Source organism: Mesorhizobium caraganae, assembly GCF_016836705.1.
GTDB classification, from domain to species: Bacteria; Pseudomonadota; Alphaproteobacteria; order Rhizobiales; family Rhizobiaceae; genus Mesorhizobium; species Mesorhizobium caraganae.
Genome location: NZ_JAFCGY010000001.1, coordinates 132,886 through 155,469, shown reverse-complemented (window position 1 = coordinate 155,469; position 22,584 = coordinate 132,886). Strand labels below are relative to the sequence as shown.

Sequence of the window (22,584 nt, the reverse complement as noted above, 5' to 3'; positions counted from 1 at the left end):
AGTCAAAAATCGAAAGTAACCATCCGGTACATGATGTAGTCGCCAAGCAGCGCCCACAACCCAAAAAGCAGAAATATCGGGAAGATAAGCGGGTTGCCCCAAACGGCGCCGTAGTAGGCTGGGGAAAGGACTTGAAGTGTGAAGAACATCACAATAGGAAACAAGGAAATGATCCACGCGGAGACGCGACCTTCAGCCGAAAGCGCCCTGATTTTCATTCGCAATTTCTGCCGTTCACGCAGAACCGAGGAAAGATTGGCCAGAATTTCGGTCAAATTGCCGCCCGTTTTGCCCTGGATCGACAGTGATACCGACAGCAGTTGAAGGCCCTCGAAGCCGACACGCTGCGACAGTTTCCGCACCGCTTGCTCGATGCTGAGGCCAAAGGTGATTTCATCGGAGACGATGCCGAACTCGGTGCCGAGCGGATCGGGCATTTCGCGCGCGACCAGACCGATCGCGACCGAAGCAGGGTGTCCGGCCCGCAGCGAACGAACGATCATGTCGAGCGCATCCGGCAGCTGTTTGGCAAATTTCCGGATTCGTTTGTTGCGGGCGCGCCGGAGGACGAGAAGCGGCAGGACAAGCCCTACGATCAGAAAGATAAGAAGCGACGCCGAAGCGGAAAAATTGAAGAGTACCAGCAGCACCGCCATCGCCAGCCCTGCAAGCAGAAATGTTGCGGCGAAGGTCAACGGATTTCCGGTGATGCCGGACTGGGTATAGAGCCTGTTCATCCAGACCAGTCCAAAAAGAAAGTCGCCGGAGTCCGTGAGGCCGCGTTCTCGCAGCAACCCTTGCAACGTTTGTTCGGCCGGAACCTCGCCGGCGAGCCGCTTCAATCGGCGATTAACTGCTAGAGACCGGGAGCGGCGGCCAGCAAATGAAAGATAAAGAGCTTCGCCGGCGAGAATGACCGACGCTGCCGCCAGCATATAGATGAAATACAGCAGAGCTTGACCCGTCGGCATCAGAGGGCAACCTGCGGATTGAAGGCGTCCTTGCCAAAATGATGTCCGAGCGTCGCCGCCTCCGCTGAGAAGCGCGGACGGACACCAGTTGCTCGAAAATCGCCGATGATCGCGCCTTCCGCGGTGACGTCGCGTCGGACGAACTGATAGATTTCCTGAAGCTGGACGACATTGCCTTCCATGCCGGTCAGTTCCGATATCGAAATGACCCGCCTGCCCCCATCCGAAAGACGCTGCGTCTGCACAATGATGTCGATGGCCGAGGCAATCTGAGCTCTGATGGATTCGTGCGTCATCGGCATGCCGGCCATGCCCACCATCTGCTCCAGGCGCGAGATGGCGTCTCGCGGCGTGTTGGCATGGATGGTGGTCATCGAGCCTTCATGGCCCGTGTTCATGGCCTGCAGCATGTCGAAGGCTTCCTCGCCGCGAACCTCGCCGACGATGATGCGGTCGGGCCGCATGCGCAGCGCGTTCTTGACCAACTCACGCTGACGGACCTCGCCCTTGCCCTCGACATTGGGCGGGCGTGTCTCCAGCCGACCGACATGCGGCTGCTGCAATTGCAGCTCCGCCGCGTCCTCGATGGTGATCAGGCGTTCCCTGGACGGGATGTAGCTCGACAGCGCGTTGAGCAAGGTCGTCTTGCCGCTGCCGGTGCCACCCGAAACCAGGATCGACTTGCGCGCCTGAACGGCAATTCGCAGCAGATCGATCATCGGCTGCTTGATTGAATTGAGCGCCATCAGTCGTTCGAGCGAATAGGGATTCTTCGAGAATTTGCGGATCGAGACCAGCGGGCCGTCAACCGATATCGGCCGAACCGCGATGTTGACGCGGGAGCCGTCCTCCAGCCGCGCATCGACCATCGGCGACGATTCGTCGACGCGCCTGCCAATCGCCGAAACGATCTTGTTGATGACGCGCAGCAGGTGCGCCTCGTCACGAAACCGGATGGCCGTCTCCTCAACCAGGCCACGCCGTTCAATGAAGACACGCTTGTGGGTGTTGATCAGGATATCGGTAATGGAGTCGTCCTTGAGCAGCGGCTCGATCGGCCCGAGCCCGAGCATTTCGTCAGCCGTATCACTGGTCAGTTGATCGAGCTCGCGGGCGTTCAGCGGCACACTTCGATTTCGAACGAACTCGCGAACGATCGGACGGATCTCATTCAGAATCTCGTCCTTGGTGGCATTTTCAAGAGCGGTCAGATTGAACCGATCGATGAGGTGCCGATGAAGTTCGACCTTGAGTGTCAGAAAATCGTCGCCGCGCGATTCAATATCAGCGGCCGGCGAAAGGGCCGGAGCGGCAGGCAGCACAGTCGGCTGCTCGACCCTTGTCGCGGCCTGCTGCTCGCTTGGTCCCTTGATAAACCGCCCCAGCATAATCCCCTATACCCCAATTAGCCCTTATTAGCGGAAACTAAACGTTAACCAAGCGAGACACAAGCGCCGGAGGGCCTCACGTGAGGCCAATGCTTTCAACATAGTTAAGAAGGACGCCAGAAAAATATCGTTTTTATTTCGACGCCGCGCCTTGCTCTCTTCCCAACTCCCCGCCTCACGGGACCTTTCATACCGAAACAAATGAGATGCGGATGAAAAATCTCCGTAAACCCTTAGATATAAAGGAATATGCCGTTTTGCTAATGTGGCTATCCTTTTGCCTTAGCTGTGGCCAAATTGTGAATGAATGGTTAAGGACGGTTGAAAATTGAGCCGAATCAAGCTCTTGTCAGAATTCAAATCGCTTTTTAGCTCGCAAGTTCAGGTATTGGAAGGTTAAGGAACTGTTAATCCGTTTGACTCTGCTTTTTCGTGAGACCTAGGATTGAGGTGACGGGGGATGCTTGGGTATGGGGTTCATCCTTGGCTCTGTCTCGTCGGGTTCAAACCTCCAGAGGGAGAAATTGACATGAAAAAGCTCATGACGATGACCCGGCAGTTCCGCGACGATGAGAACGGCGCTGCTATGGTCGAATATTCCATCCTTATCGGTATCATCGCGGTCGCCGCGATCATGACGGTCATCGCCATCGGTGCATGGGTGAACGCCAGGTTCACTGGCCTCTGCGCTGCTATGGAGGCCAGCTCTGTCGGCACGTGCAATGCCGCCGCCGGTACCGGCAGCTGATCGCCTGACTATTACACTCAGGCCCGGATCGTTCGAGCCGGGCCTGAGTCCGATCGCAGCGGGCGAATCCCGCATTGGGGCTGGGGGCTTGGGGCATGCGCGCCAATACGCTTATCATGATCGTTCTCGCCGGCGTATTCGGCGTTCTGGCAGTTGTGCTGGTCAATATCTGGCTGGCCAACCAGCGTAGCGCCATGGCGCAAACCGGCCTCGTTCAACGCAGCACAGTCGTCGTAGCGGCAATGCCGCTGAAGTTCGGCGACACGCTGAGCGCCGACAAGCTACAGGAAATCGCATGGCCTGCGGGCGCAATCCCGGCGGGCGCTTTCAAGACAACCAAAGATCTTCTCGCGGGCGAAGGCACGAAGCAGGCGCTGCAGTCAATCGGCACCAATGAGCCTGTCCTCGCTACCAAGATCACCGGCCCCGGCCAGCGCGCCACACTTTCGGCAGTGCTTGGCGAAGGGATGAAGGCAGTCTCCATTCGCGTCAACGACGTGCTTGGCGTCGCCGGCTTCGTCTTCCCGGGTGACCGGGTCGATGTCTTGCTGACGCGCACGGTGCGTGGCGATGATGGCACGGACAAGAGCTTTGTTGACGTGCTGCTGCAAAGCATAAAGGTGCTCGCCGTAGACCAGGTCGCCGACGAGAGCAAGGATAGCCCGACCGTAGTGAAAGCGGTGACGGTCGAAGTCAGCACCAAGGATGCGCAGAAGCTTACGCTGGCTGCCGGTGCCGGCCAATTGTCGCTGGCGCTTCGCCAGGCTGCCGCCAGCAAAGGCGAAACAACCGAGCGCATCACAACTTCGGACCTTAACGGCGAAACGCCAGCCGACGTTGCCGCCAGGCAGGCCGAACTGGATAAGCAGGCAGCCGCCGAAGCGGAGGCCGCAGCTGAGCGCAAGCGCGCCGAGGACAAGATTGCCGGATTGACCCAGGCGGTGGAGAGAGTGGGAAGCCGCCTCGACGAGTTGGGCAAAGTGAAGCCGGCCGTGGCGTCGGCTCCGGAAATTAAGGAAGTGGTCAAATACGTGCAGCCGGAACCGGCGAAGAATGTTACAGTGGGTGTGTTTCGTGGCGTGAAGCTCGAATCCTATGACGTGCCGCGACAACCATAAAGAGGCGCGGCGAAGCAGGGGGCTGCCGGCGGCAGCAGTTTGGGAGATGGGGATGCAGGGGTCTTGGATGAGGGTAGCGGCGGCCGCGCTGTCTTGTTTGGCTGCACTTCTGTCGTCGATTGCCGTGGCTGAAGCGGCCGACCGCTTCATCGACGTATCGAACCCGAGCGTCCATCGCATCTTCCTGCCGATGTCACAGTCGGTGACGCTCCAGGTGAGCGCCAATCTCGGCGATATCGTCGTTGGCGACGAGAAGATCGCCGATGCCCAGCCTATGACCGATCGTACGCTCTATGTCATCGGCAAGAGCGCCGGCACCACGACGGTCAATCTCTTCTCCCCGGAAAAGCGCTCGCTCGGCGTCATCCAGATCGAAGTTGGTGTCGATGTCAGCGACATGGCGCAGGCGATCCGCCAGGTTGCGCCCAGGGCGCGCATCGAGATCGGTTCGATCAACGGCAAGGTCAGGCTTGGCGGTCACGTCAAGGATGGCGCGACGCTGGCATCGATCCTGGAAGTGGCGCAGCAATATGGCCCCGATGCCATCATAAATTCCGTCATCGTCGACGACAGCCAGCAGGTGAATCTCGAAGTCCGCGTGCTGGAGGCCAAGCGCAATACCGGGCGCGACCTCGGTGTGTCGATCAGGAGCACAAATGGCAGCGGCACTACCCGTACAGGCACGGGCGTTGCGGCCGTCGACGAAGACGATGTGGTGCTTGGACCGGGCGGTCTGCTTAGCGGCCTCTTGTCGGGCAGCAATCCATTTGCGGCTTTGATCACCCGGGTTATCGACAGCAACATCAAGGTCGACCTGATCATCGAAGCGCTTGAGGCCAAGGGGGCTGTGCGCACGCTGGCTGAGCCCAATCTCACCACCTTGTCCGGTGAGCCGGCCAGCTTCAACGCCGGCGGCGAAGTGCCTATCCGTGTCGTCGGCGCCGATGGCGAGGTAACCATCACGTACAAGCAATTCGGCGTTAATCTGCTGTTCACGCCGGTCGTACTCGACGACGGCAAGATCCATATGAAGCTGGCGCCGGAGGTGAGCGACCTGACCGGCTTTACCACCGCCGGCGATCCGATCTTCACCAACCGCAAGCTGGCAACCGTTGTCGAATTGCGCGACGGCCAGAGCTTCGCGGTCGGCGGGCTGCTGTCGAGCAAGACCACCAAGCTGCAGAACCAGGTGCCGTGGCTCGGCCAGGTGCCGGTCATCGGGACGCTGTTTCGCAATTCGAGCAACCAGAAGGAAGAGACCGAGCTGGTCGTCATCGTTACGCCGCACGTCGTGCGGCCGGTGAAGCCCGGCGAACAACTGGCGACGCCGTTCGACAAGACACGGCCGGCCAACGATCCGGAATTCTTCGTGCTCGGTCAGCTCGAGGTGAACAAGGACATGATCCGAAAATATGAAACGGGCGACGGCGTCACCGGCCCCTATGGCCACATGCTGGACTTCAAATCGAAGGACAAGATGCTCTATGTCAAGAAATAGCGCCTTGATCCTTATTCTGTGCGCCGGTGCCCTTTCGGGCTGCGCCGCCGACTATCTGAACCACTACGATTCGGTGACGCTGGCCGCCGGCGACACCCAGAAATTCAATTCGCTGGCGCAGACGGTCGATCCGTTCAATCCGAACGCGAAGAACACGCATATCGAAGGCGTCGGCACGCGGGCTGCCGCTGTTGCCCAGGGCTACAAATTTCCACCGCCACCACCGCCACCGCCTGCGATAACGGTCAATGTCGGCGGGTCGGGTGTGACCAACGGAGCGAATTGAACAGAAGGATGCGGTCGCATTGCGCCGGGTGAGCGAGGGGCCCGGTGCAAGGAAGCAGAGAGTAAGGTCATGTTGGGGACCATTAGGGCGTTCTGGAACGATCAACGCGGCGTAGCGATGATCCTTGTCGCAATCATGCTGCCTGTGCTGGTTGGCTTCGCATTGCTGGCGATCGACATGAGCCGGGCAAACAGCCTTCACAACGACCTTCAGAAGGGTGTAGACGCCCTTGCGCTTGCGACAGCCGCGGAACTGGATGGCAGATCGGATTCGATCATCCGAGCCAACCTGGCGAAGACGACCCTTGTCACCAACAAAACCAAGTTTTCGACGTCAGGAGATCACACACTCGCCCTGTCTGATGTAACGGTAACCTACCTGACCGGCATTCCCGCCAGCGACACCATCAGGTTGAGCGCTGCCGGCGTCGACTCGAACGGCGTCAACTGGGCCAGCACTGATCCTAAAGCGGTGTCATTCTCATTGGTGACGGTCAATGCTTCCGGCCTGACCGATGGCGCCGGCGCCTTCGCAACGATCTTTCCGGCAAGCTTTATCGGCGGCAACGACACTATGGACATCCAGCCCCAGGCCGTGGCCGGGTTCAAGCAATCGATCTGCGAAACCGTGCCTATCTTCATGTGCAACCCGTTCGAGACGACTGATCCGTCGACCAGTAAGACGATCCAGCAGGCGTTTGCCGCCGGCCTCACCTACAGCCGCGAATACCGCATCCTCAAGGTTGACTCGAATCCTGGTCCCGGCAACTTCGGACTGATCGACAACAATCTGGCCTCGCTGCGAGATGCCATGGCGATGGGCACCGCAGGCACATGCTATAGCCGCGATGCTCTCACCACGAAAACGGGCGTCACCTTGGGCCAGGTCAACGCGGGGCTCAATGTCCGCTTCGATATCTACAGTTCCTCGCTCAAGTCGCATGATAATGACTGGTCATATCGGCCGGCAAGCAATGTGCGCAAGGGAGTGGACAAGACCTCCAACTGCAACAAATACACGCCCAACACAGACGGGACAGCCATGGCGCTACCACCCGGCGATAGCTTCGATTCCACGACCGGGATGACGAACTCGACATGGGATCGGACAAACTATTGGCTGATCAACCACGGCGCGGCCTACCCCAGCGTGCCTAGCACCACCAACCCGACCGGCACTGCTGTGCCGGCTTCCAGATATGACGTCTATAAATACGAGATTGCGAACGGGCTTGTCGGTGACAAGTCCAAGGCGCCGACAAAGGAAACCGGCGTTCCAGCCTGCTTCAAAGGTACGACCCCGACTGCGGATCCCGACCGGCGACTGCTCAACATGGCGATCGTCGACTGCATCGCCAACCAGGCCAAGATCAATGGCCATACCCAGCTCAAGCCTGATGGCTATGCCAGCGTCTTCATAAACAGCCCCATCCAGAAGCAGGATAACAGTAAGAACGATGAGGACACCACGGCCGGTGAGAAGCCTATCAGCCTGGAGATCGTCGACGTCGATGGAGGGTTTGCCAACAATACTCTTTTAGACAAAGCATTCCGCAACGAAGCCCAGTTGTACCGGTAGAGCCGACATGACCAAGCTTAGGCAAATCATCCGGCGGTTCCAGGGCGACGAAAGTGGCGCCGCGTTGGTGGAAGCCGCGCTCACTATACCACTGGTGTTGCTGTTATCGGCTGGTGTGTTTGAGTTCTCCAACATCCTGAACACGCGCCTGCTTCTCGAAGCCGGCGTTGAGGATGCGGGGCGCTACATGGCACGGTGCAGCAGTGACTGGGAGACCTGCAAGGGGCGGGCTCAAAACCTTGCTGCCAATGGGGCGGTCGCCAACGGCAGCGCCAGGGTGACCGGATGGCTGCCGACGGCAGTTGCGATCACCAAGGCGGTCTCGCTGGACGCGGTTGATGTGGCCACGGGCACGCAGCTTTATCTTAGCAGCAAGAGCACTGTCGATGTCGTGGACGTCAGTACATCCTATTCTTACCCGGACCTCGGATTCTTGTCGTATCTCGGCTTTGGTGCTCTTACCCTTAGTGTCTCCCATCAAGAACGAGTTATCGGATGGTGATGGGAAACCGAAAGTTTTGCGCCGAGCAGTCGGGCACTGCGATGGTCGAAATGGCCATCGTTCTGCCATTACTATTGACGGTTCTGCTTGGCTTCGTCGATTTCGGCTATGCCTTTTACCAATGGAACGCTGGAAATAAAGCGGTGCAAGCCGGCGCAAGACTGGCGCAGATTTCTACCCCTGTAGCACTCGGCCTTCCATCTGAGACGCTAACGCAGAGCGATGTAACCAAAGTCGGAACCGCAGTGCCGGCCGGCACCTATGATTATGTCTGCACTGCAAGCGCAGCAGGCGTCGCTTGCTGCAGTATCGGAGGAGGCGCGTGCCTACCCGCGAATGCCAGCCAAACCTCGTTCGACGCGATCTATGACGGCACCGCCAACCGTGCCGGAATGCATGACTTCCTGCCGATGCTGAAAAAGTCAGAGGTGCGGATCGAATACGCCGCCTCCGGTCTCGGTTACTGGACGCGGCCCAGTGGGCCGGTGCCGACCATCACCGTCAGCATCACCAACCATCCCTTTCAGTTTTTCTTCCTGGCCGGACTGCTCGGGTTCGGAAACATCACCATGCCCTCCATGCTGAGCACGGTTACGGGCGAAGACATGAAGAGCACGTGGACACCATGAACGCCATCAACACCAAGGTTACTCCGACCAAGCGAAAGCAGGTGGCGCTGTTCTCGTCGGATGCGAATTTCAAGCGCGATGTGGCGACGCGGCTCGACGCGCTGGCGATCTACGACGTCAGGGTTTCCGAGACCGGCGACTTCCTTAGGGGTCCGCCCGCCGACACGCGCCCCGGCATCGTCATCCTCGACCTTGGCAATGGCGAGTTGCTCGGCAGGCCGGACATCGTCGAAGCGCGCGCCCTTTGGGCGGCCGTGCCGCTGATCGCAGTCTCCGACGAACTGTCGTCGGAACAGACGCGCGTGCTGGTGCGCATGAACGCTTCGGACTGGCTGCACAAGCCGCTCGACGGCAAGGAATTGCTGAACGCAGTGACCTTCCACGACACCGGCAACCAGGGCACCAAGAGCCGCATAATCACCTTCATCAGCGCCAGCGGCGGCGCCGGCGCCACGACGCTCGCCCTGTCGGCCGCCGAACACCTGGCGTCGAAATCGCCAGAACGCGGGGCTTCGACCTGCCTGGTCGACCTCGATTTCCAGAGCGCCAATTGCGGCGCCTATCTCAACCAGTTCAACCAGTTCGACCTCGGCGGCATCATCGGCCAACCGGAGAGGCTCGACGTCGAGCTGATGGATGTCATCAAGCTCTCGCGTCCGTCCGGGCTGACACTCTATTCCTTCGAGAGGCCGCAATTGCCTTTCGAGCCGAAGGGTGCCGATTTCGTGTTTCGTCTGCTGGACCTCGTCGCCTACCGGTTCGACGACATCGTCATCGACCTGCCGAACATCGAGACGCGCTGGCACAGTTCCGTGCTGTCGACGAGCGATGAGATCTTCATCGTCTTCGAACTCAACGTCGCCTCGCTGCGGCAAGGCAAGCGGCTCTACAAGAAGATCCGTGAGTTGCGTGGCAATGCGGTAAGCATCACGCTGGTAGCCAACAAGCACAAGCGCAAATGGTTCGGGAACCACTTTTCGCGCAGCGAACTCGAAAAGATTTTCAAGGCGCCGCACATCAAATCGGTCGCGCTGGACAATGCGCTTCTGGCCGATGCCTTGAACCGTGCTATCCTGCCTGCCGAGGTGGATGGGCGTGCGCGCTTCAACAAGGACCTGAAGCGGATGTTCAAAGAGCGGCTCGATGACGCTGCAAAGTAGGTACCGGATCCCGGGATTGGCCTGCGTCATGGGCATGGCGCTGGCGATCTCCGTCCAGGACTTCGCCAGCGCGCGATCGGCACTTTCGGATCGGCCGCCGCTGCCGGCAATGGGCCCCAGCCTGCGCAAGACTGTCGCCTTCGAGACCACGGAACAACCCGGAACGATCGTTATCCGCAAGGGCGAGAAAGCGCTTTATCTGGTGACCCGACAAGGCCAGGCGCTTCGCTATCAGATCAGCGTCGGCCGCGACGGATTTGGCTGGACCGGGGTCGTCAAGGTGGGGGCCAAGACCGAGTGGCCGGAATGGCGCCCACCCCGCGAAATGCGCGCCCGCCAGCCGGAGCTGCCGCAAATGGTACCTGCCGGTCCCTACAATCCACTCGGCGCCAGGGCGCTCTATCTGCTTCGGGACGGGCGTGACACGCTCTATCGAATACACGGAACCAACGATCCGTCAGGGGTTGGCTTCGACGGAACATCGGGGTGTTTTCGCCTTACCAACACCGATGTGATCGATCTCTTCAAACGCGTCGCGATCGGCGCAAAGGTGGTGGTTCAATGACGATGATCAGCGAACCGGACATGCCGGCTATCGAGATTGGGACAGCAACCCCCATTGGAGAGCAGGCTGCCGTTGGGAAACCGAGCGACAAAAGCATTATCGGCGCGGTCATCATCGGCACATCCCTGATCACCCTGGTGAATATAATAGCTGCGGTTTATCTCTACCGCGGCATCAGCGATATGCGCTTTTTGGAAGGGCGCCTGGAACAGCTCGGGACGTTCGAACAACGAATCGGGGGCCGGCTGGACACGGTCAACAACGGTTTTCAGAGCCGATTTGAAAAACTCGACAGTCAACTGCAGAGCAGCTTCGGTGAGATCAACAGGAGCATAGCCCGGCTGGAACAGAACCAGCCCCTTGCCCATGACGACGTCATGTCGAGCGCAGCGGAACCTTCGATGGTCGCGGCCAACGCCGTGGCGGAGGCACCTGTCACTGTCGATGGTGAAGATGCGACCGAGCCCAGCCTGGTCGATGCGCCGCGTGCTCCGAAAAAGAGGATCGTCGCTACAGCGCCTGCCCCAAGCCCAAACTACCAGCGCATAGAACAGGCCGACGGCAAGGTTTACTACAGAAAGATCAACTAGGGCTGGAAGACGTGGGCTGCCCTACAGATCCCGCTGCAGAGCAACAAGCCTCATGGCCAGCGCTTCTGACCGCTGTCGGGTTTCGCTGAGGAAGGCAACATGACAATAGGCGCATGCTGTCACACCCAGAAACAGCACTAGGCTGTTCTTCGGGGTGAAATCGACCATTAGCGAGAATGGAAGACCCCCGGGTACCGTGAACGAGGCGATCGCGCTCGCTGTTTCGGAATGGCTGGTGACGGCGATCATCAACCCGGCAAAAAGCAGGGCGACGTGATTTGCAAGGAAGTAGAAGGCAGCCGACTTTCTTGTGCGGCACGCCATCCAGCAAACGATCGACGCGGCGGCCAGGATAGAGGCATCAACGACCATCGACGCTCCCAGATAGAGATCGATCTGTTGCCAGAACATCGTCGACAGCGGCCTTAGTTCAAGCCAGATCCACCACATTGTGGGACTGGCCGGATAGGCTCCCAGCAAGAAGGCCGCCATGCGCTCCCCTGCCAGGATCAGCAGGATCAGAGCTGGGAAGGCAAAGAGCATTACCGACTTGCGCTTCATGTCACCCTCGACAATCTGGCATTCAAGATAGATTGCAGAGATTGACCGAGGCTTAACGGAGCGTTGGTGGTCCTGCGGCAGCGCGGCCAGTTGCGCATGGCACCTGCATGTCAGAAAGAGCCATTCGCCATCAGTTGTTTTGGCTGAGCACGAGCGTCACCACCTTCGGCTCGACTCGTTGCAGGCAACGTTGCGGAATATTGGGCCACATCGCCTTGGCGCATCCCTCGTTTTCGCCTGGCGCCGGCACCAGCGAGAGTTCTGAGCTACGGGCTTCCTCGGCGGTCGACAGGAATACCTGTGTAGCCAGCGCAGTCGCCATGGATACCTGGACGAAGATAAGGGCGTAGGCAAATCGTCTGATCATCCGCTCGTAACGCTCGATCCGCGAAGTGGTTCCAACGCAACGCACCGGTGAACCCTTGATCACGATACTTGCGATTCCGTACCTGCTGGTCGTCGGCCGCCACGCCACGGCTGTTCCAGAACGGCCCGGCGTGGAATAGAATGCCGCCAACGGTCGCCGTTTGGCCATAGACGGGTGCCATCGACGAGCGACCGGCGGAAGGATACATGGCGACCACACAACTGGAACGGCCCGAACATGGCGGCTTTGGCGCGCGCATAGCACGCGCGCTGAAAGCCATGCCGCGCGCCTGGAACCGGTTCTGGCGGCTGGTCGCGCTCTATATGCCGAAGCGGCTTTATGCCCGCTCGCTGATCATCGTCATCGCGCCGATGATCCTTCTGCAATCGGTTGTCGCCTTCGACTTTATGGAACGCCACTGGGCAACGGTGACGCGGCGCTTGTCGCAGGCCACCGTGAGCGACATCGCCGCGATCATCGACATGATCGAGACCTATCCGCACGACGGCGACTACGCCAACATCATCCGCATCGCGCAGGACCGCATGCAGTTGAAAGTCGACCTCCTGCCGCCCGACCCGCTGCCCGCGCCCGGACCCAAGCCCTTCTTCTCGATCCTGGACGACGTCCTTTCCACCGAGATCACCCGCCAGATCAACCGCCCGTTCTGGATCGACACCGTCGGCAACTCCAACATCGTCGAGGTGCGCATCCAGCTCGAGGGCAAGGTGCTGCGCGTCTTCGTGCGCCGCAGCCAGGCCTATGCCTCCAACACCCACATCTTCCTGATCTGGATGGTCGGCACCTCGCTGGTGCTTTTGACGATCGCCATCCCCTTCCTGCGCAATCAGATCCGGCCGATCCTGATGCTGGCCGAGGCCGCCGAAAGCTTCGGCAAGGGCCGGCCGATGCCGCGCGATTTCCGCCCCCGCGGCGCCGAGGAGGTTCGCCGCGCCGGCTTTGCCTTCATCCAGATGCGCGAGCGCATCGAACGGCAGCTCGAACAGCGCACCGCCATGCTGACCGGCGTCAGCCACGATCTCAGGACCATCCTCACTCGCTTCAAGCTGCAGCTGGCGCTGGCTGGCGGCAAGCCCGAGACCAAGGCGGCGCTCAACCAGGACATCGACGACATGCAGTCGATGCTGGAAGGCTATATCGCCTTTGCCCGCGGCGAAGCGTCGGAAGATGCCGGCCATTTCGATCTCGAGGCCTATTTCCAAAAGCTCGGCGAGGAGGCGTCGCTGCACAAGCGCAAGCTGTCGACCGTGCTCGCCGGCGATCCGGACGTGCATGTGCGCCCGCACGCTTTTGCCCGGCTGTTGTCCAATGTCGCCGGCAATGCCTTGCGCTATGCCAAAACGGTGGAGATCAGCGCCAATCACGGCCGCGGCTCGCTGGTCGTCACCATCGATGATGACGGTCCGGGCATTCCGCCGGAAAAGCGCGAGGACGTGTTCAAACCGTTTGTGCGGCTCGACGAGGCGCGCAACCTCGACGCCAGCGGCACCGGCCTTGGCCTTTCCATCGCCCGCGACATTGCCCGCAGCCATGGCGGCGACATCATGCTGGACGACAGCCCGCTTGGCGGCCTGCGGGCGGTGATCAAGGTGCCTGCCTGATCAGAGCAGGATCCCGGAAGGCGCCTCGGCCATAAGCCACCTTCATCCGCCCGTCATGAAATCATGGTCAAGAGCGCGCATGAAGCGCGCGACCTCAGTTGATTCGGCTCAGCCGCCTTACTTCGACCTCGTGCCTGCCCGGGTACGCTGGAGCGAAGCGAGGGCAGTCGCGTGGATGCCGTTCCGCCATCGCATCAAGGCAACCGACGATCCGAGCAAAGGACCGCCATGCGCATCCTGATGGTCACCGACGCCTGGCGCCCACAAGTCAACGGCGTCGTCCACACGCTGGAGCGGCTCACCGAAACGCTGAAATCCTTCGACGTTGCGGTCGACTTCCTGACCCCGAACATCTTTCGCACCTTGCCCTTGCCGACCTACCCCGACATAAGGCTGGCGCTGACCACGCCCGGCCATGTCGCGCGGCTGATCGAGGCACGCAAGGCCGACCACATCCACATCGTCACCGAGGGACCGCTCGGCATCATGGCGCGGCGCTATTGCCGCAACGCCGGCCGTCCCTTCACCACCAGCTATCACACCCGCTTTCCCGAATATCTCAGCGCCCGCCTGCCGGTGCCGGAGAGCTGGGCCTACCGCTGGCTGCGCGATTTCCACAATTCCGGACAAGGCACGCTGGTTGCCACACAGTCGCTGGCCGACGATCTCGCCGCGCGCGGCTTCAACAAGCTCAGGCCGTGGACGCGCGGCGTCGACACCGACCATTTCCGCCCGGACAAGAAGAAGGACCTCGGCTTTCCCGGCCCGGTGTTCCTGTGCGTCGGCCGTGTCGCCATTGAAAAGAACCTGAGCGCCTTCCTCGATCTCGATCTCCCCGGCAGCAAGGTCATCGTCGGCGAAGGGCCGGAGCTGGCCAGGCTCAAGGCAAAATACCCGCAGGCGCATTTCCTCGGCCACCGTCCGAACGATGAACTGGCCGAAATCTACGCCTCGGCCGATGTCTTCGTTTTCCCGAGCCGCACCGACACGTTCGGCAACGTCATCATCGAGGCGCTGGCCAGCGGCACGCCGGTCGCCGCCTATCCGGTCACCGGGCCGATCGACATTGTCGGCGACGGCATCGGCGGGGCGGTGTCGACCGATCTGCGCGAGGCCGCGCTCGCCGCGCTGAACGTCGACCGCGCCGAGGCGCGCGAACGCGCCATGCGTTACAGCTGGAAAGCCTGCGCCGAAATGTTCATGGACACGGTCGAAGAGGCGCTTGGCACCAAGCGGAAGCTTGCCGCCTAGCGGCAGTTAGAACAAGCGCCCGCCGTCCGGCACCTTGCGCTCGATGGCGCCCAGCACCACGGCGCCCTCTTCGTCGGGAAATCCCAACGTCAGTACTTCAGACATGAACGGACCGATCTGGCGCGGCGGAAAATTCACGACCGCAAACACCTGCCGTCCCACAAGCGTTCCCGGCGCATAATATTTGGTGATCTGCGCCGAGGATTTCTTCACGCCAATATCGGGGCCGAAATCGATCTTCAGCTTGAACGCGGGCTTGCGCGCTTCAGGGAAAGGCTCAGCCTCGACAATGGTGCCGGCACGGATGTCGACACGATCGAAATCGGCAAAGCTGATCTCGGGCTTGCGTGCGCTGCTCGAACTCATCTTCTTTTCTTAGCGACGATCAGGCGTTACCGTAGGTCTCGAACAGGACGCCGGCCAGCGCATCCTTGGCCGAGGTTCCCGACCAGACGACGAACTGGAAGGCCTGAAAATAACATTCGCAGGCTTCCAGCGCCGACGACAAAAGCACCTCGACCTGCTGGCTCGACGGCTCGACCCCGCCGGCGAGCAGCAGCGACTGGCGAAACATGATCGCGCCCTCCTGCTCCCACAGGTCGAAATGGCCAAACAGCATCTGCTCGTTGATCAGCGACAACAGCCGCATCACTTCCAACGCACGGGCTTCCGGCACCTTGATGTCGAACGCGCAGGCCAGATGCAGCGCCTCGAAATCCTCCATCCACGAGAAAGAGACGTGATAGTCGGTCCAGCTGCCGGCGACCGAGATCGAGATTTCGTCATCGCCGGCCCGCTCAAAGGACCAGTCATTGTTATGGGCCACCTGCTCGATGACATCCACCGGATGGATTTCGCGGGAGAATTCGAGTTCGAGAAGTTCCATGGAATGCTTCCTGTGTTCAGGGGAGCGCCACACGCTCCGTGGGGCACACACGACGAACAATCTTGTCTAGAACTCGGACGGCCAGGACTTCACGACACAAAGACCCCGGACCGGACCCCACCGCCCGGCCGCATGACCCTGCTCCGAATCATGCAACAAATTCAGTCTATTGATCGGGAGTCGCGTGAACAGCCTAATTTTTCGCACTGCGTCATCCGCATGTGGAAAGGCGCTGTCACAAAGATTCATGCATCGCCGGTAAACGATTCACGGCAAAGCACTTTTTCGGATTGGGCTTTGTGGAAAAGTTTAAAGATTATTTTTTTGCTTTGGGCTTTGCCGCCGCCGCTGGTGCGGCCTGTCCGGTCAATTCGGCAAGCCTGGCCTCGAGCACATCGATGCGCGCGGCTAGCTTTGTGTTTTCTTCCCGGGCCTTGGCGGCCATGTCGCGGGCAGCCTCGAACTCTTCGCGCTGCACCACATCCATGGTGTTGAGGATGCGCTCGGCTTGGCCCTTGAAGGCAGTTTCCACCTCACGGCGCACGCCTTGCGCAGCACCCGCAGCATCGGTCATCAGCTTGGCGAATTCATCGAGAATGCGGTTCGGTCCGGTCGACATGGCAAATCCTCGCTTGGTCGAATTGAGGTAATGGCGCCGTGCGCGGAATGCAAGAACGTTGCGATGGCTGCGGCATCGCACCTCGGCTGCCCAGCCCTGTACGTGATGGCGCGACGTCGCCTATTGTAGTGCTTTCAAGTCGACCTGCGTCAAGTCGCTCTGATCAAGGATCAACCAATGGCAACGCCTCCGCGCCGACCGACAAATCCGATGGAAGCCGCTGAAGCTGCCTTCAAGCCAATCAAAAAGCCGGCGCCACCAATTCGCGAGCCCGCGGGTGCACCGAATGTCAGGGAGCTTGTTTCGATCAGGATCGATCGAGCCGTGCTCGACCATTTCCAGGAAGATGGTCCCGGCTGGCAGGACAGGATCAACGACGCGCTCAGGCATTTGGTCGCCGGCAAGCCGCAGGGTTGAGCCCTCCATCTGCGACGTCAAGGCAACCACCACCTTGCCTTGACCCCGCCAAAACCCTGCCGCATGGTCCGCGCCCAAACGCGAGCCCTTCCGGGAGACCCTGTTGAACGACTATTTCCTGCTGCCGATGGCGTCGCTGCCTTTCCCCAACATTGACCCGATCCTGGTCCAGATCGGCCCGCTGGCGGTGCACTGGTACGGCATTGGCTACATCGTCGGCATCCTCTTCGCCTGGTGGTATGCCAAGCGGCTCGTCACCAACACCAGGCTGTGGCCGGACGGCGTCTTGCCGATGAAACCCATCGATCTCGATGATTTCATCGTCTGGGCCGCCGTCGGCGTCGTGCTTGGCGGGCGCACCGGCTACGTGCTGTTCTACGATCTCAGGCGCTATATCGACCATCCGCTCGACATCTTCGCCATCTGGCAGGGCGGCATGTCGTTCCATGGCGGTTTGCTCGGCGTCATCCTCGCCATGACGCTGTTTTCCATCAAGCGCGGCATTCGCACCTGGTCGCTGTTCGATGTCGTGGCGGCCGGCGTGCCGGTCGGTCTCGGTCTCGTCCGCATTGCCAACTTCGTCAATGCGGAACTGTGGGGTCGCGTGACCGATGTGTCGTGGGGCGTCGTCTTTTGCAACGAGCGCCTCCAGCAGACGGTGGCGGGCTGCGTCGCTGGCCTCGAACCGCGCCATCCGAGCCAGCTCTACGAGGCCTTGCTTGAGGGCCTGGTGCTGTTCCTGGTCCTGCGCTTCCTCACCCATTCGCGGCTGAAGCTGAAGACACCGCGCTTCGTCGGCGGCGCCTTCATCTGCGGCTACGGGCTGTCGCGCATCTTCGTCGAGTTCTTCCGCGAGCCCGACCAGCAACTCGGCTATCTCTTCGGCGGCTGGCTCACCATGGGCATGGTGCTGTCGCTGCCGATGGTGCTCGCCGGCATCTGGGCGATGGCCACGGCCAAGCCGGTGCCGCAGCCACAGCCGGCATGACACGGCTGAAAACCCGCATCGTCGACCTGATCGGTGCGCTCGGCCCCCTCCCCGTCAACGAATACATGGCGCTCTGCCTGTTCGACCCCAGCGACGGCTACTACACGACGCGCGAACCGTTCGGCGCCGAGGGCGACTTCGTCACCGCGCCGGAGATCAGCCAGATGTTCGGCGAACTCGTCGCCGTCTGGCTGTATCAGGCATGGTCGGCGATCGGCCGGCCGCTGCCGGTCACCATCGCCGAAATCGGCCCCGGCCGCGGCACGCTGATGAAGGACATACTGCGTACCCTGGCGCGGCTGGATCCCACACTCGCAGCCGGTGCGTCCTTCGCCCTGATCGAGACCAGCCCGCGCCTGACCGAAATCCAGAAACGGACGCTTGCCGGGAGTTCAGCTGAGGTGAGCTGGCACGAAACCATCGCCACGCTGCCGCAGGCGCCGCTGCTGATCGTCGGCAACGAATTGTTCGACGCGGTGCCGATCCGCCAATTCATTCGCGCCCGCACCGGATGGCGCGAACGGATGATCGGCCTCGATGTGTCAGATGAACTGAGCTTCTTCGCCGGCGCCGGCTCGGTCGACGCGACGCTGCTGCCGGACAATGCCGCCGAGGCGCCGCAAGGTTCTATTTTCGAAGCAGCACCGGCCCGCGCGGCGCTGATGGCGGCCATTGCCGAACGCATAGCCGGCCACGGCGGCGCCGGGCTATTCCCTGACTACGGCCATCTCCAGCCCGGTTTCGGCGACACATTGCAGGCCGTGCGCAGGCACGCCCCCGAAGATGTGCTGGCCAATCCCGGTGGAGCCGATCTCACCGCGCATGTCGACTTCGCAGCACTGGCCGCTGTCGTGCGGGCGCATGGCCTCGATGTGGAATTGACGACGCAGGGCGACTTCCTGCTTTCCATGGGTTTGCTCGAACGGGCGGGCCTGCTGGGTAGCCAGGCAAGCGACGAGGCAAAACAAACCATTACCGACGCCGTCGAGCGCCTGGCCGGCCCCGACGCCATGGGCACGCTGTTCAAGGTTCTTAAAATCCTGCCGCACCAGCCGGGCTGACAAGAGCATTCCAGGAAAAGTGTGAGCGGTTTTTCGTCCGGAATTGCGTCAACACAAAGAGATAGAGCGGTTCGCCGTTTCCGTGAAACGGTGAAACGCTCTAGAGGTCGTTTACAAGCCGCTCCGCCACACCGCCAAGGTAGGTCTCCCAGACATGGTCGCACATCAGCCGGCGATAGTGCCGCGTGCTGATCAGGCCGCGATACGAAGCGCCGCCGACATGAAAGAAGCTCTTGTCCAGCATGCGATGGTCGGCCTCGATGCCGCCGAGCTTCAGGCTGATCGTGGTCTTCTCGGCATTGACGATATTGCTGTCGTCCAGCCTGTCGCGCAGCATCGGCCAGTTGCCGCCGCCAGTATCGAGCCCGGTGTCGAAGCGCGGCGTGAAATCGAGCTCAAGGTCCTCGACGACGGAAAAGCGAAAGCAGCAAAGCCCCGCCCAGAAATACCAACCGTCATGGCCTCTTTTGGCGGGGTATTTGGGGCCGTAGGCGTCCGTGCCCGCCATGCGCGTGGGCAACCACCGGAAAGCAGTCATGGTCGAGAAAACCGAACAGGTCGGGCCGCAGCGGGCGCACGATGTTATGAAAAACCCAGTTCATCGAAATGCCATGCGACCGGTTCGGATTCCATTCGGGATTTCGCGGCAAGCCGAAATAAGCAATGCCGCGCCGCCGGCAGATGGCCTCGATCGCCTGCCGCGCCGCGGGCTTGGACGAATTGTCGATGACCACCAGCGTCATCCCGCTCGAATAGGTCAGCCATGCCTTGGTCAGCGCATCGATGACCCAGGGCGTGTTGTAGGCGATGGAGAAGCAAAAATGCCGGGCGCCGGTTCGCCGCAACTCTTCGGCAAATTCCGCCCCCGACGCTGGATTGCGTGAGCGGAAATAGCCTTTCACCAGCGCGTTGCGAAAATCCTTCGCCTTGCGCACCTGCCGGTTCTGATGGATCTTTCGGATCAGGCTTTTGACTGGATTCCAGCCCATGCACTTTCGCCCGCCCCGGAAATTGTCTGGCCATTGCCTATAGTCGAATGCCCGCTTTTCGCCAACTCGGAGCCAATGCGGCATGGCTGCCGCAAATGCTTGGCCGAACTTCGCCTTGACGAAAGCGCTGGCGCGGACAACAAACCCATCCATGCTGAATCAGACCAAACCGGATCCTGTTCGCTCGCCGCTTCTGGAAGCGGCGAAGCCGCGAGGCATCCGCCATGGCTACTTCACCCGTATCGGCGGTGTCTCCAGCGGCATCTACCAAGGGCTCAACATCGGCACCGGCTCGGATGACGACCAGACGCTGGTCGCCGAGAACCGCCGCCGCGTCGCTGCCTGGATGGGCGTGCCGGCCAGCCATCTCTTGACTGCGCATCAGGTTCACTCGCCCGACGTCGTCATCGTGAACGAACCCTTCCCCGGTCCACGGCCCAAGGCCGACGCCGTCGTCACCGGCCGGCCGGGCATCGCCATCGGCGCCTCGACGGCCGATTGCGGCCCGGTACTGTTTGCCGATGCAGAGGCGCGCGTCATCGGCGCGGCGCATGCCGGCTGGAAGGGCGCTTTCACCGGCGTGCTTGAAAACACCATTGCCGCGATGGAAAGCCTCGGCGCCCGCCGCGAGCGCATCGTTGCGGTTCTCGGCCCTTCCATCGGTCCTGAAAACTACGAAGTCGGGCCGGAATTCGTCGCCCGTTTTGTCGAAGCCGATGCCGAAAACATCAGCTATTTCATCCCTTCGGCCAATCCGGGGCATTCGATGTTCGACCTCAACCTCTATACGGTCGACCGGCTGAAAAAGGCTGGCGTGATCGCCGAGGGGCTCGGCCGCTGTACTTATGCCGAGGAGGATCTCTTCTATTCCTACCGGCGCACCACGCATCGCAAGGAACCGGACTACGGTCGGCAGGTTTCGGCAATTGTTTTGGAGAATGAATAATGGCGCTGCATTTCGAACGTTCGGAGTTTGACGCCCGGCGTGACCGGCTGATGATCGAGATGACCGAGAAGAAGCTCGACGCAGTGCTGCTCTTCGCCCAGGAGAGCATGTACTGGCTGACCGGCTACGACACGTTCGGCTTCTGCTTCTTCCAGTGCCTGGTGGTAAAGGCCGATGGCTCGATGGTGCTTTTGACCCGGTCGGCCGATCTGCGCCAGGCGCGCCACACCTCGATCATCGACAAGATCGTCCTGTGGACCGACCGCGACGGCGCCAACCCGGCGATCGACCTGCGCAACCTGCTCAACGACCTCAATCTGCTCGGCGCCCGCATCGGCGTCGAATACGACACCCATGGCCTGACCGCCTTCAATGGCCGCCGCGTCGACGAGCAGTTGCAGACCTTTGGCCAGATCGCCGACGCCTCCGGCATTGTCGGCCGTCTGCGCCTGTTCAAGAGCCCTGCCGAAATCGCCAAGGCCGAAAAGGCCGCCAATCTATCCGATGACGCGCTCGACGCGGCCCTGCCGCTGATCAAGCAGGGCAGCGATGAGGCGCTGATCCTTGCCGCCATGCAGGGCGCAGTCTTTGCCGGCGGCGGCGACTACCCGGCCAATGAATTCATCATCGGCTCGGGCATCGACGCACTGCTCTGCCGTTACAAGGCCGGGCGCCGCAAACTCACCAAGAACGACCAGCTGACGCTCGAATGGGCCGGCGTCTTCCACCACTATCACGCACCTATGATGCGCACCGTGCTGACCGGCAAGGTGTCGAAGCGCCATCAGGAGCTGTTCGACGCCGCCCGCGCCGCCCTGCTGGCGGTCGAGAAGGCGATGACGCCGGGCAACACCTTCGGCGACGTCTTCGACGCCCATGCCCGCACGCTGGAAGCGCATAATTTGACCAAGCACCGGCTCAACGCCTGCGGCTACTCGGTCGGCGCCCGCTTCACCCCGTCCTGGATGGACATGCCGATGTTCTACCAGGGCAATCCAGAGCCGATCGCGCCCAACATGACGCTGTTCGCGCACATGATCATCATGGACTCCGAAACCGAGACGGCAATGACGCTTGGCCGCACCTACCTGACCACCGAATCCCAGCCGAAGCCGCTTTCGCGCCATGATCTCGACTTGATCGTACAGTGAATCCATAATGGTTGGTCCACGCGGCGGCGTTCACGGCTAAGGAGTTTCGGGCAGATGAGACGATCGCGTGTGACGACCGTGTCATTGCTCGCGGCGCTTGTGCTGGCCGGTTGCACCAACGCCAAGGACGTCCTCGAACCGTCCGCCATCACGCCGCCGGCAGCCTCTGCCCAACCGGCCCAGCCTCCGTCGGCAACCCCAGGCACCGCCACTGCCACGCCGGCGCCATCGTCGCCGGCTGCACCCACGACACCCGCCAACCCTGCGCAGGCCGCCGCCGCCCTGTCGAAGACGCGGCTGCAGATCGCGCCGATCGTCGGCGCCTCGGTGGAAGCGGCAACGCCGCTGACAGCCGAACTCCAGACCCGCGCCAGGCAGCGCGGCATCACCCTTGCCGGCAGCACCGATCAGACAGCCACCCATGTGCTGAAGGGCTACTTCTCGACCATGACGGAAGGCAAGGACACCACCGTCATCTATGTCTGGGACGTCTATGACCCCGCCGGCAACCGGCTGCACCGCATCAACGGCCAGCAGAAGGCGGCCTCAGTCAGTGGCGCCGAAGGCTGGCCCGCCGTCGCCCCCGCCACCATGCAGGCAATCGCCGACCAGACGATCGACCAGTTCTCGGCCTGGCTCGGCAGCAGCGCCGGTTGATCCGCCTGTTGCCGGCATCCGTCATGCGTTGACGTT

27 protein-coding genes are annotated in these 22,584 nt (G+C 61.1%); 18 read left to right on the top strand and 9 right to left on the bottom strand.

Annotation, left to right across the window (positions count from 1 at the left end; genetic code table 11):
- Positions 1–2 precede the first annotated feature (2 nt).
- Entirely contained in the window at positions 3–971 is a 969-nt protein-coding gene (locus JQK88_RS00790; protein WP_203277203.1) for a type II secretion system F family protein, read from the bottom strand.
- Complete coding sequence (locus JQK88_RS00785; protein ID WP_203277202.1) at positions 971–2,359, bottom strand: TadA family conjugal transfer-associated ATPase; 1,389 nt, start codon at positions 2,357–2,359, stop codon at positions 971–973. Before JQK88_RS00785 ends, JQK88_RS00790 begins: the two co-directional genes overlap by 1 nt.
- 529 nt (positions 2,360–2,888) lie before the next feature.
- Here JQK88_RS00785 and JQK88_RS00780 point away from each other — a divergent pair.
- The 10 genes from JQK88_RS00780 (at position 2,889) to JQK88_RS00735 (ending at position 11,033) form a co-directional block, all read left to right on the top strand.
- Entirely contained in the window at positions 2,889–3,107 is a 219-nt protein-coding gene (locus JQK88_RS00780; protein ID WP_203277201.1) for a Flp family type IVb pilin, read from the top strand.
- A gap of 95 nt (positions 3,108–3,202) precedes the next feature.
- Positions 3,203–4,225, top strand: coding sequence for a Flp pilus assembly protein CpaB (cpaB, locus tag JQK88_RS00775; RefSeq protein WP_203277200.1), 1,023 nt, complete (start codon positions 3,203–3,205; stop codon positions 4,223–4,225).
- A 52-nt stretch (positions 4,226–4,277) separates the two neighbouring features.
- A complete protein-coding gene (locus JQK88_RS00770; protein WP_203277199.1) occupies positions 4,278–5,723 on the top strand; it encodes a type II and III secretion system protein family protein in 1,446 nt (481 codons plus the stop codon).
- Positions 5,724–5,727: 4 nt separating this feature from the next.
- Entirely contained in the window at positions 5,728–6,009 is a 282-nt protein-coding gene (locus JQK88_RS00765; RefSeq protein ID WP_246749716.1) for a hypothetical protein, read from the top strand.
- A 69-nt stretch (positions 6,010–6,078) separates the two neighbouring features.
- Entirely contained in the window at positions 6,079–7,587 is a 1,509-nt protein-coding gene (locus JQK88_RS00760; RefSeq protein WP_203277197.1) for a TadE/TadG family type IV pilus assembly protein, read from the top strand.
- Between the two features lie 7 nt (positions 7,588–7,594).
- Positions 7,595–8,089 (top strand): TadE/TadG family type IV pilus assembly protein, encoded by a 495-nt coding sequence (locus JQK88_RS00755; protein ID WP_203277196.1) that lies wholly within the window; start codon positions 7,595–7,597, stop codon positions 8,087–8,089.
- The gene (locus JQK88_RS00750; protein ID WP_203277195.1) at positions 8,083–8,718 is read left to right on the top strand and encodes a TadE/TadG family type IV pilus assembly protein; all 636 of its coding nucleotides are present in this window, start codon (positions 8,083–8,085) and stop codon (positions 8,716–8,718) included. Before JQK88_RS00755 ends, JQK88_RS00750 begins: the two co-directional genes overlap by 7 nt.
- Positions 8,715–9,878 (top strand): CpaE/TadZ family protein, encoded by a 1,164-nt coding sequence (locus tag JQK88_RS00745; RefSeq protein ID WP_203277920.1) that lies wholly within the window; start codon positions 8,715–8,717, stop codon positions 9,876–9,878. Before JQK88_RS00750 ends, JQK88_RS00745 begins: the two co-directional genes overlap by 4 nt.
- Positions 9,862–10,443: a L,D-transpeptidase gene (locus JQK88_RS00740; RefSeq protein ID WP_203277194.1), complete on the top strand. Its 582-nt coding sequence runs from the start codon at positions 9,862–9,864 to the stop codon at positions 10,441–10,443. The genes JQK88_RS00745 and JQK88_RS00740 overlap by 17 nt, the downstream gene beginning before the upstream one ends.
- Complete coding sequence (locus JQK88_RS00735; protein WP_203277193.1) at positions 10,440–11,033, top strand: hypothetical protein; 594 nt, start codon at positions 10,440–10,442, stop codon at positions 11,031–11,033. The genes JQK88_RS00740 and JQK88_RS00735 overlap by 4 nt, the downstream gene beginning before the upstream one ends.
- Before the next feature lie 21 nt (positions 11,034–11,054).
- Here JQK88_RS00735 and JQK88_RS00730 read toward each other — a convergent pair whose 3' ends face one another.
- Positions 11,055–11,594, bottom strand: a complete 540-nt coding sequence (locus JQK88_RS00730; RefSeq protein WP_192257762.1) for a hypothetical protein — start codon at positions 11,592–11,594, stop codon at positions 11,055–11,057.
- Between the two features lie 130 nt (positions 11,595–11,724).
- Positions 11,725–12,024, bottom strand: a complete 300-nt coding sequence (locus tag JQK88_RS00725; protein ID WP_203277192.1) for a hypothetical protein — start codon at positions 12,022–12,024, stop codon at positions 11,725–11,727.
- A 143-nt stretch (positions 12,025–12,167) separates the two neighbouring features.
- Between JQK88_RS00725 and JQK88_RS00720 the strand changes: the two genes are divergently transcribed.
- Entirely contained in the window at positions 12,168–13,583 is a 1,416-nt protein-coding gene (locus JQK88_RS00720; protein ID WP_203277191.1) for an ATP-binding protein, read from the top strand.
- 228 nt (positions 13,584–13,811) lie between these two features.
- A complete protein-coding gene (locus JQK88_RS00715) occupies positions 13,812–14,834 on the top strand; it encodes a glycosyltransferase family 4 protein (RefSeq protein WP_203277190.1) in 1,023 nt (340 codons plus the stop codon).
- A 6-nt stretch (positions 14,835–14,840) separates the two neighbouring features.
- Here the strand turns inward: JQK88_RS00715 and JQK88_RS00710 are convergent, their stop codons facing one another.
- The 3 genes from JQK88_RS00710 to JQK88_RS00700 all read right to left on the bottom strand — a co-directional run bounded on the left by JQK88_RS00710 (position 14,841) and on the right by JQK88_RS00700 (position 16,339).
- Positions 14,841–15,200, bottom strand: coding sequence for a tRNA-binding protein (locus JQK88_RS00710; RefSeq protein ID WP_203277189.1), 360 nt, complete (start codon positions 15,198–15,200; stop codon positions 14,841–14,843).
- A 19-nt stretch (positions 15,201–15,219) separates the two neighbouring features.
- Positions 15,220–15,720 carry a type III secretion system chaperone family protein gene (locus JQK88_RS00705; protein ID WP_006202532.1) on the bottom strand — a complete coding sequence of 167 codons (501 nt, stop codon included), beginning with the start codon at positions 15,718–15,720 and terminating at the stop codon, positions 15,220–15,222.
- Positions 15,721–16,036: 316 nt separating this feature from the next.
- A complete protein-coding gene (locus tag JQK88_RS00700; protein ID WP_203277188.1) occupies positions 16,037–16,339 on the bottom strand; it encodes an accessory factor UbiK family protein in 303 nt (100 codons plus the stop codon).
- A 177-nt stretch (positions 16,340–16,516) separates the two neighbouring features.
- On the opposite strand from JQK88_RS00700, the gene JQK88_RS00695 reads away from it, so the two are divergent.
- From JQK88_RS00695 to JQK88_RS00685, 3 genes are all read left to right on the top strand, one after another.
- The gene (locus tag JQK88_RS00695; protein WP_203277187.1) at positions 16,517–16,756 is read left to right on the top strand and encodes a BrnA antitoxin family protein; all 240 of its coding nucleotides are present in this window, start codon (positions 16,517–16,519) and stop codon (positions 16,754–16,756) included.
- 103 nt (positions 16,757–16,859) lie between these two features.
- Positions 16,860–17,744, top strand: a complete 885-nt coding sequence (lgt, locus tag JQK88_RS00690) for a prolipoprotein diacylglyceryl transferase (RefSeq protein WP_203277186.1) — start codon at positions 16,860–16,862, stop codon at positions 17,742–17,744.
- On the top strand, positions 17,741–18,805 hold the full coding sequence (locus tag JQK88_RS00685) for a class I SAM-dependent methyltransferase (protein WP_192257746.1): 1,065 nt from the start codon (positions 17,741–17,743) through the stop codon (positions 18,803–18,805). Before lgt ends, JQK88_RS00685 begins: the two co-directional genes overlap by 4 nt.
- Positions 18,806–18,905: 100 nt before the next feature.
- On the opposite strand, the gene JQK88_RS35905 is transcribed toward JQK88_RS00685, so the two are convergent.
- Both JQK88_RS35905 and JQK88_RS35900 read right to left on the bottom strand, forming a co-directional pair.
- Positions 18,906–19,313 carry a hypothetical protein gene (locus JQK88_RS35905; protein ID WP_246749715.1) on the bottom strand — a complete coding sequence of 136 codons (408 nt, stop codon included), beginning with the start codon at positions 19,311–19,313 and terminating at the stop codon, positions 18,906–18,908.
- Positions 19,261–19,794: a hypothetical protein gene (locus JQK88_RS35900; protein ID WP_246749714.1), complete on the bottom strand. Its 534-nt coding sequence runs from the start codon at positions 19,792–19,794 to the stop codon at positions 19,261–19,263. Before JQK88_RS35900 ends, JQK88_RS35905 begins: the two co-directional genes overlap by 53 nt.
- A gap of 151 nt (positions 19,795–19,945) precedes the next feature.
- Here JQK88_RS35900 and pgeF point away from each other — a divergent pair, with 151 nt between their 5' ends.
- The 3 genes from pgeF to JQK88_RS00665 are packed head-to-tail and all read left to right on the top strand — an operon-like array spanning position 19,946 to position 22,548.
- On the top strand, positions 19,946–20,740 hold the full coding sequence (pgeF, locus tag JQK88_RS00675; RefSeq protein ID WP_203277185.1) for a peptidoglycan editing factor PgeF: 795 nt from the start codon (positions 19,946–19,948) through the stop codon (positions 20,738–20,740).
- Positions 20,740–21,891, top strand: coding sequence for a M24 family metallopeptidase (locus JQK88_RS00670; protein ID WP_203277184.1), 1,152 nt, complete (start codon positions 20,740–20,742; stop codon positions 21,889–21,891). Before pgeF ends, JQK88_RS00670 begins: the two co-directional genes overlap by 1 nt.
- A 54-nt stretch (positions 21,892–21,945) precedes the next feature.
- A complete protein-coding gene (locus JQK88_RS00665; protein ID WP_203277183.1) occupies positions 21,946–22,548 on the top strand; it encodes a hypothetical protein in 603 nt (200 codons plus the stop codon).
- The last annotated feature ends 36 nt before the right edge of the window (positions 22,549–22,584 follow it).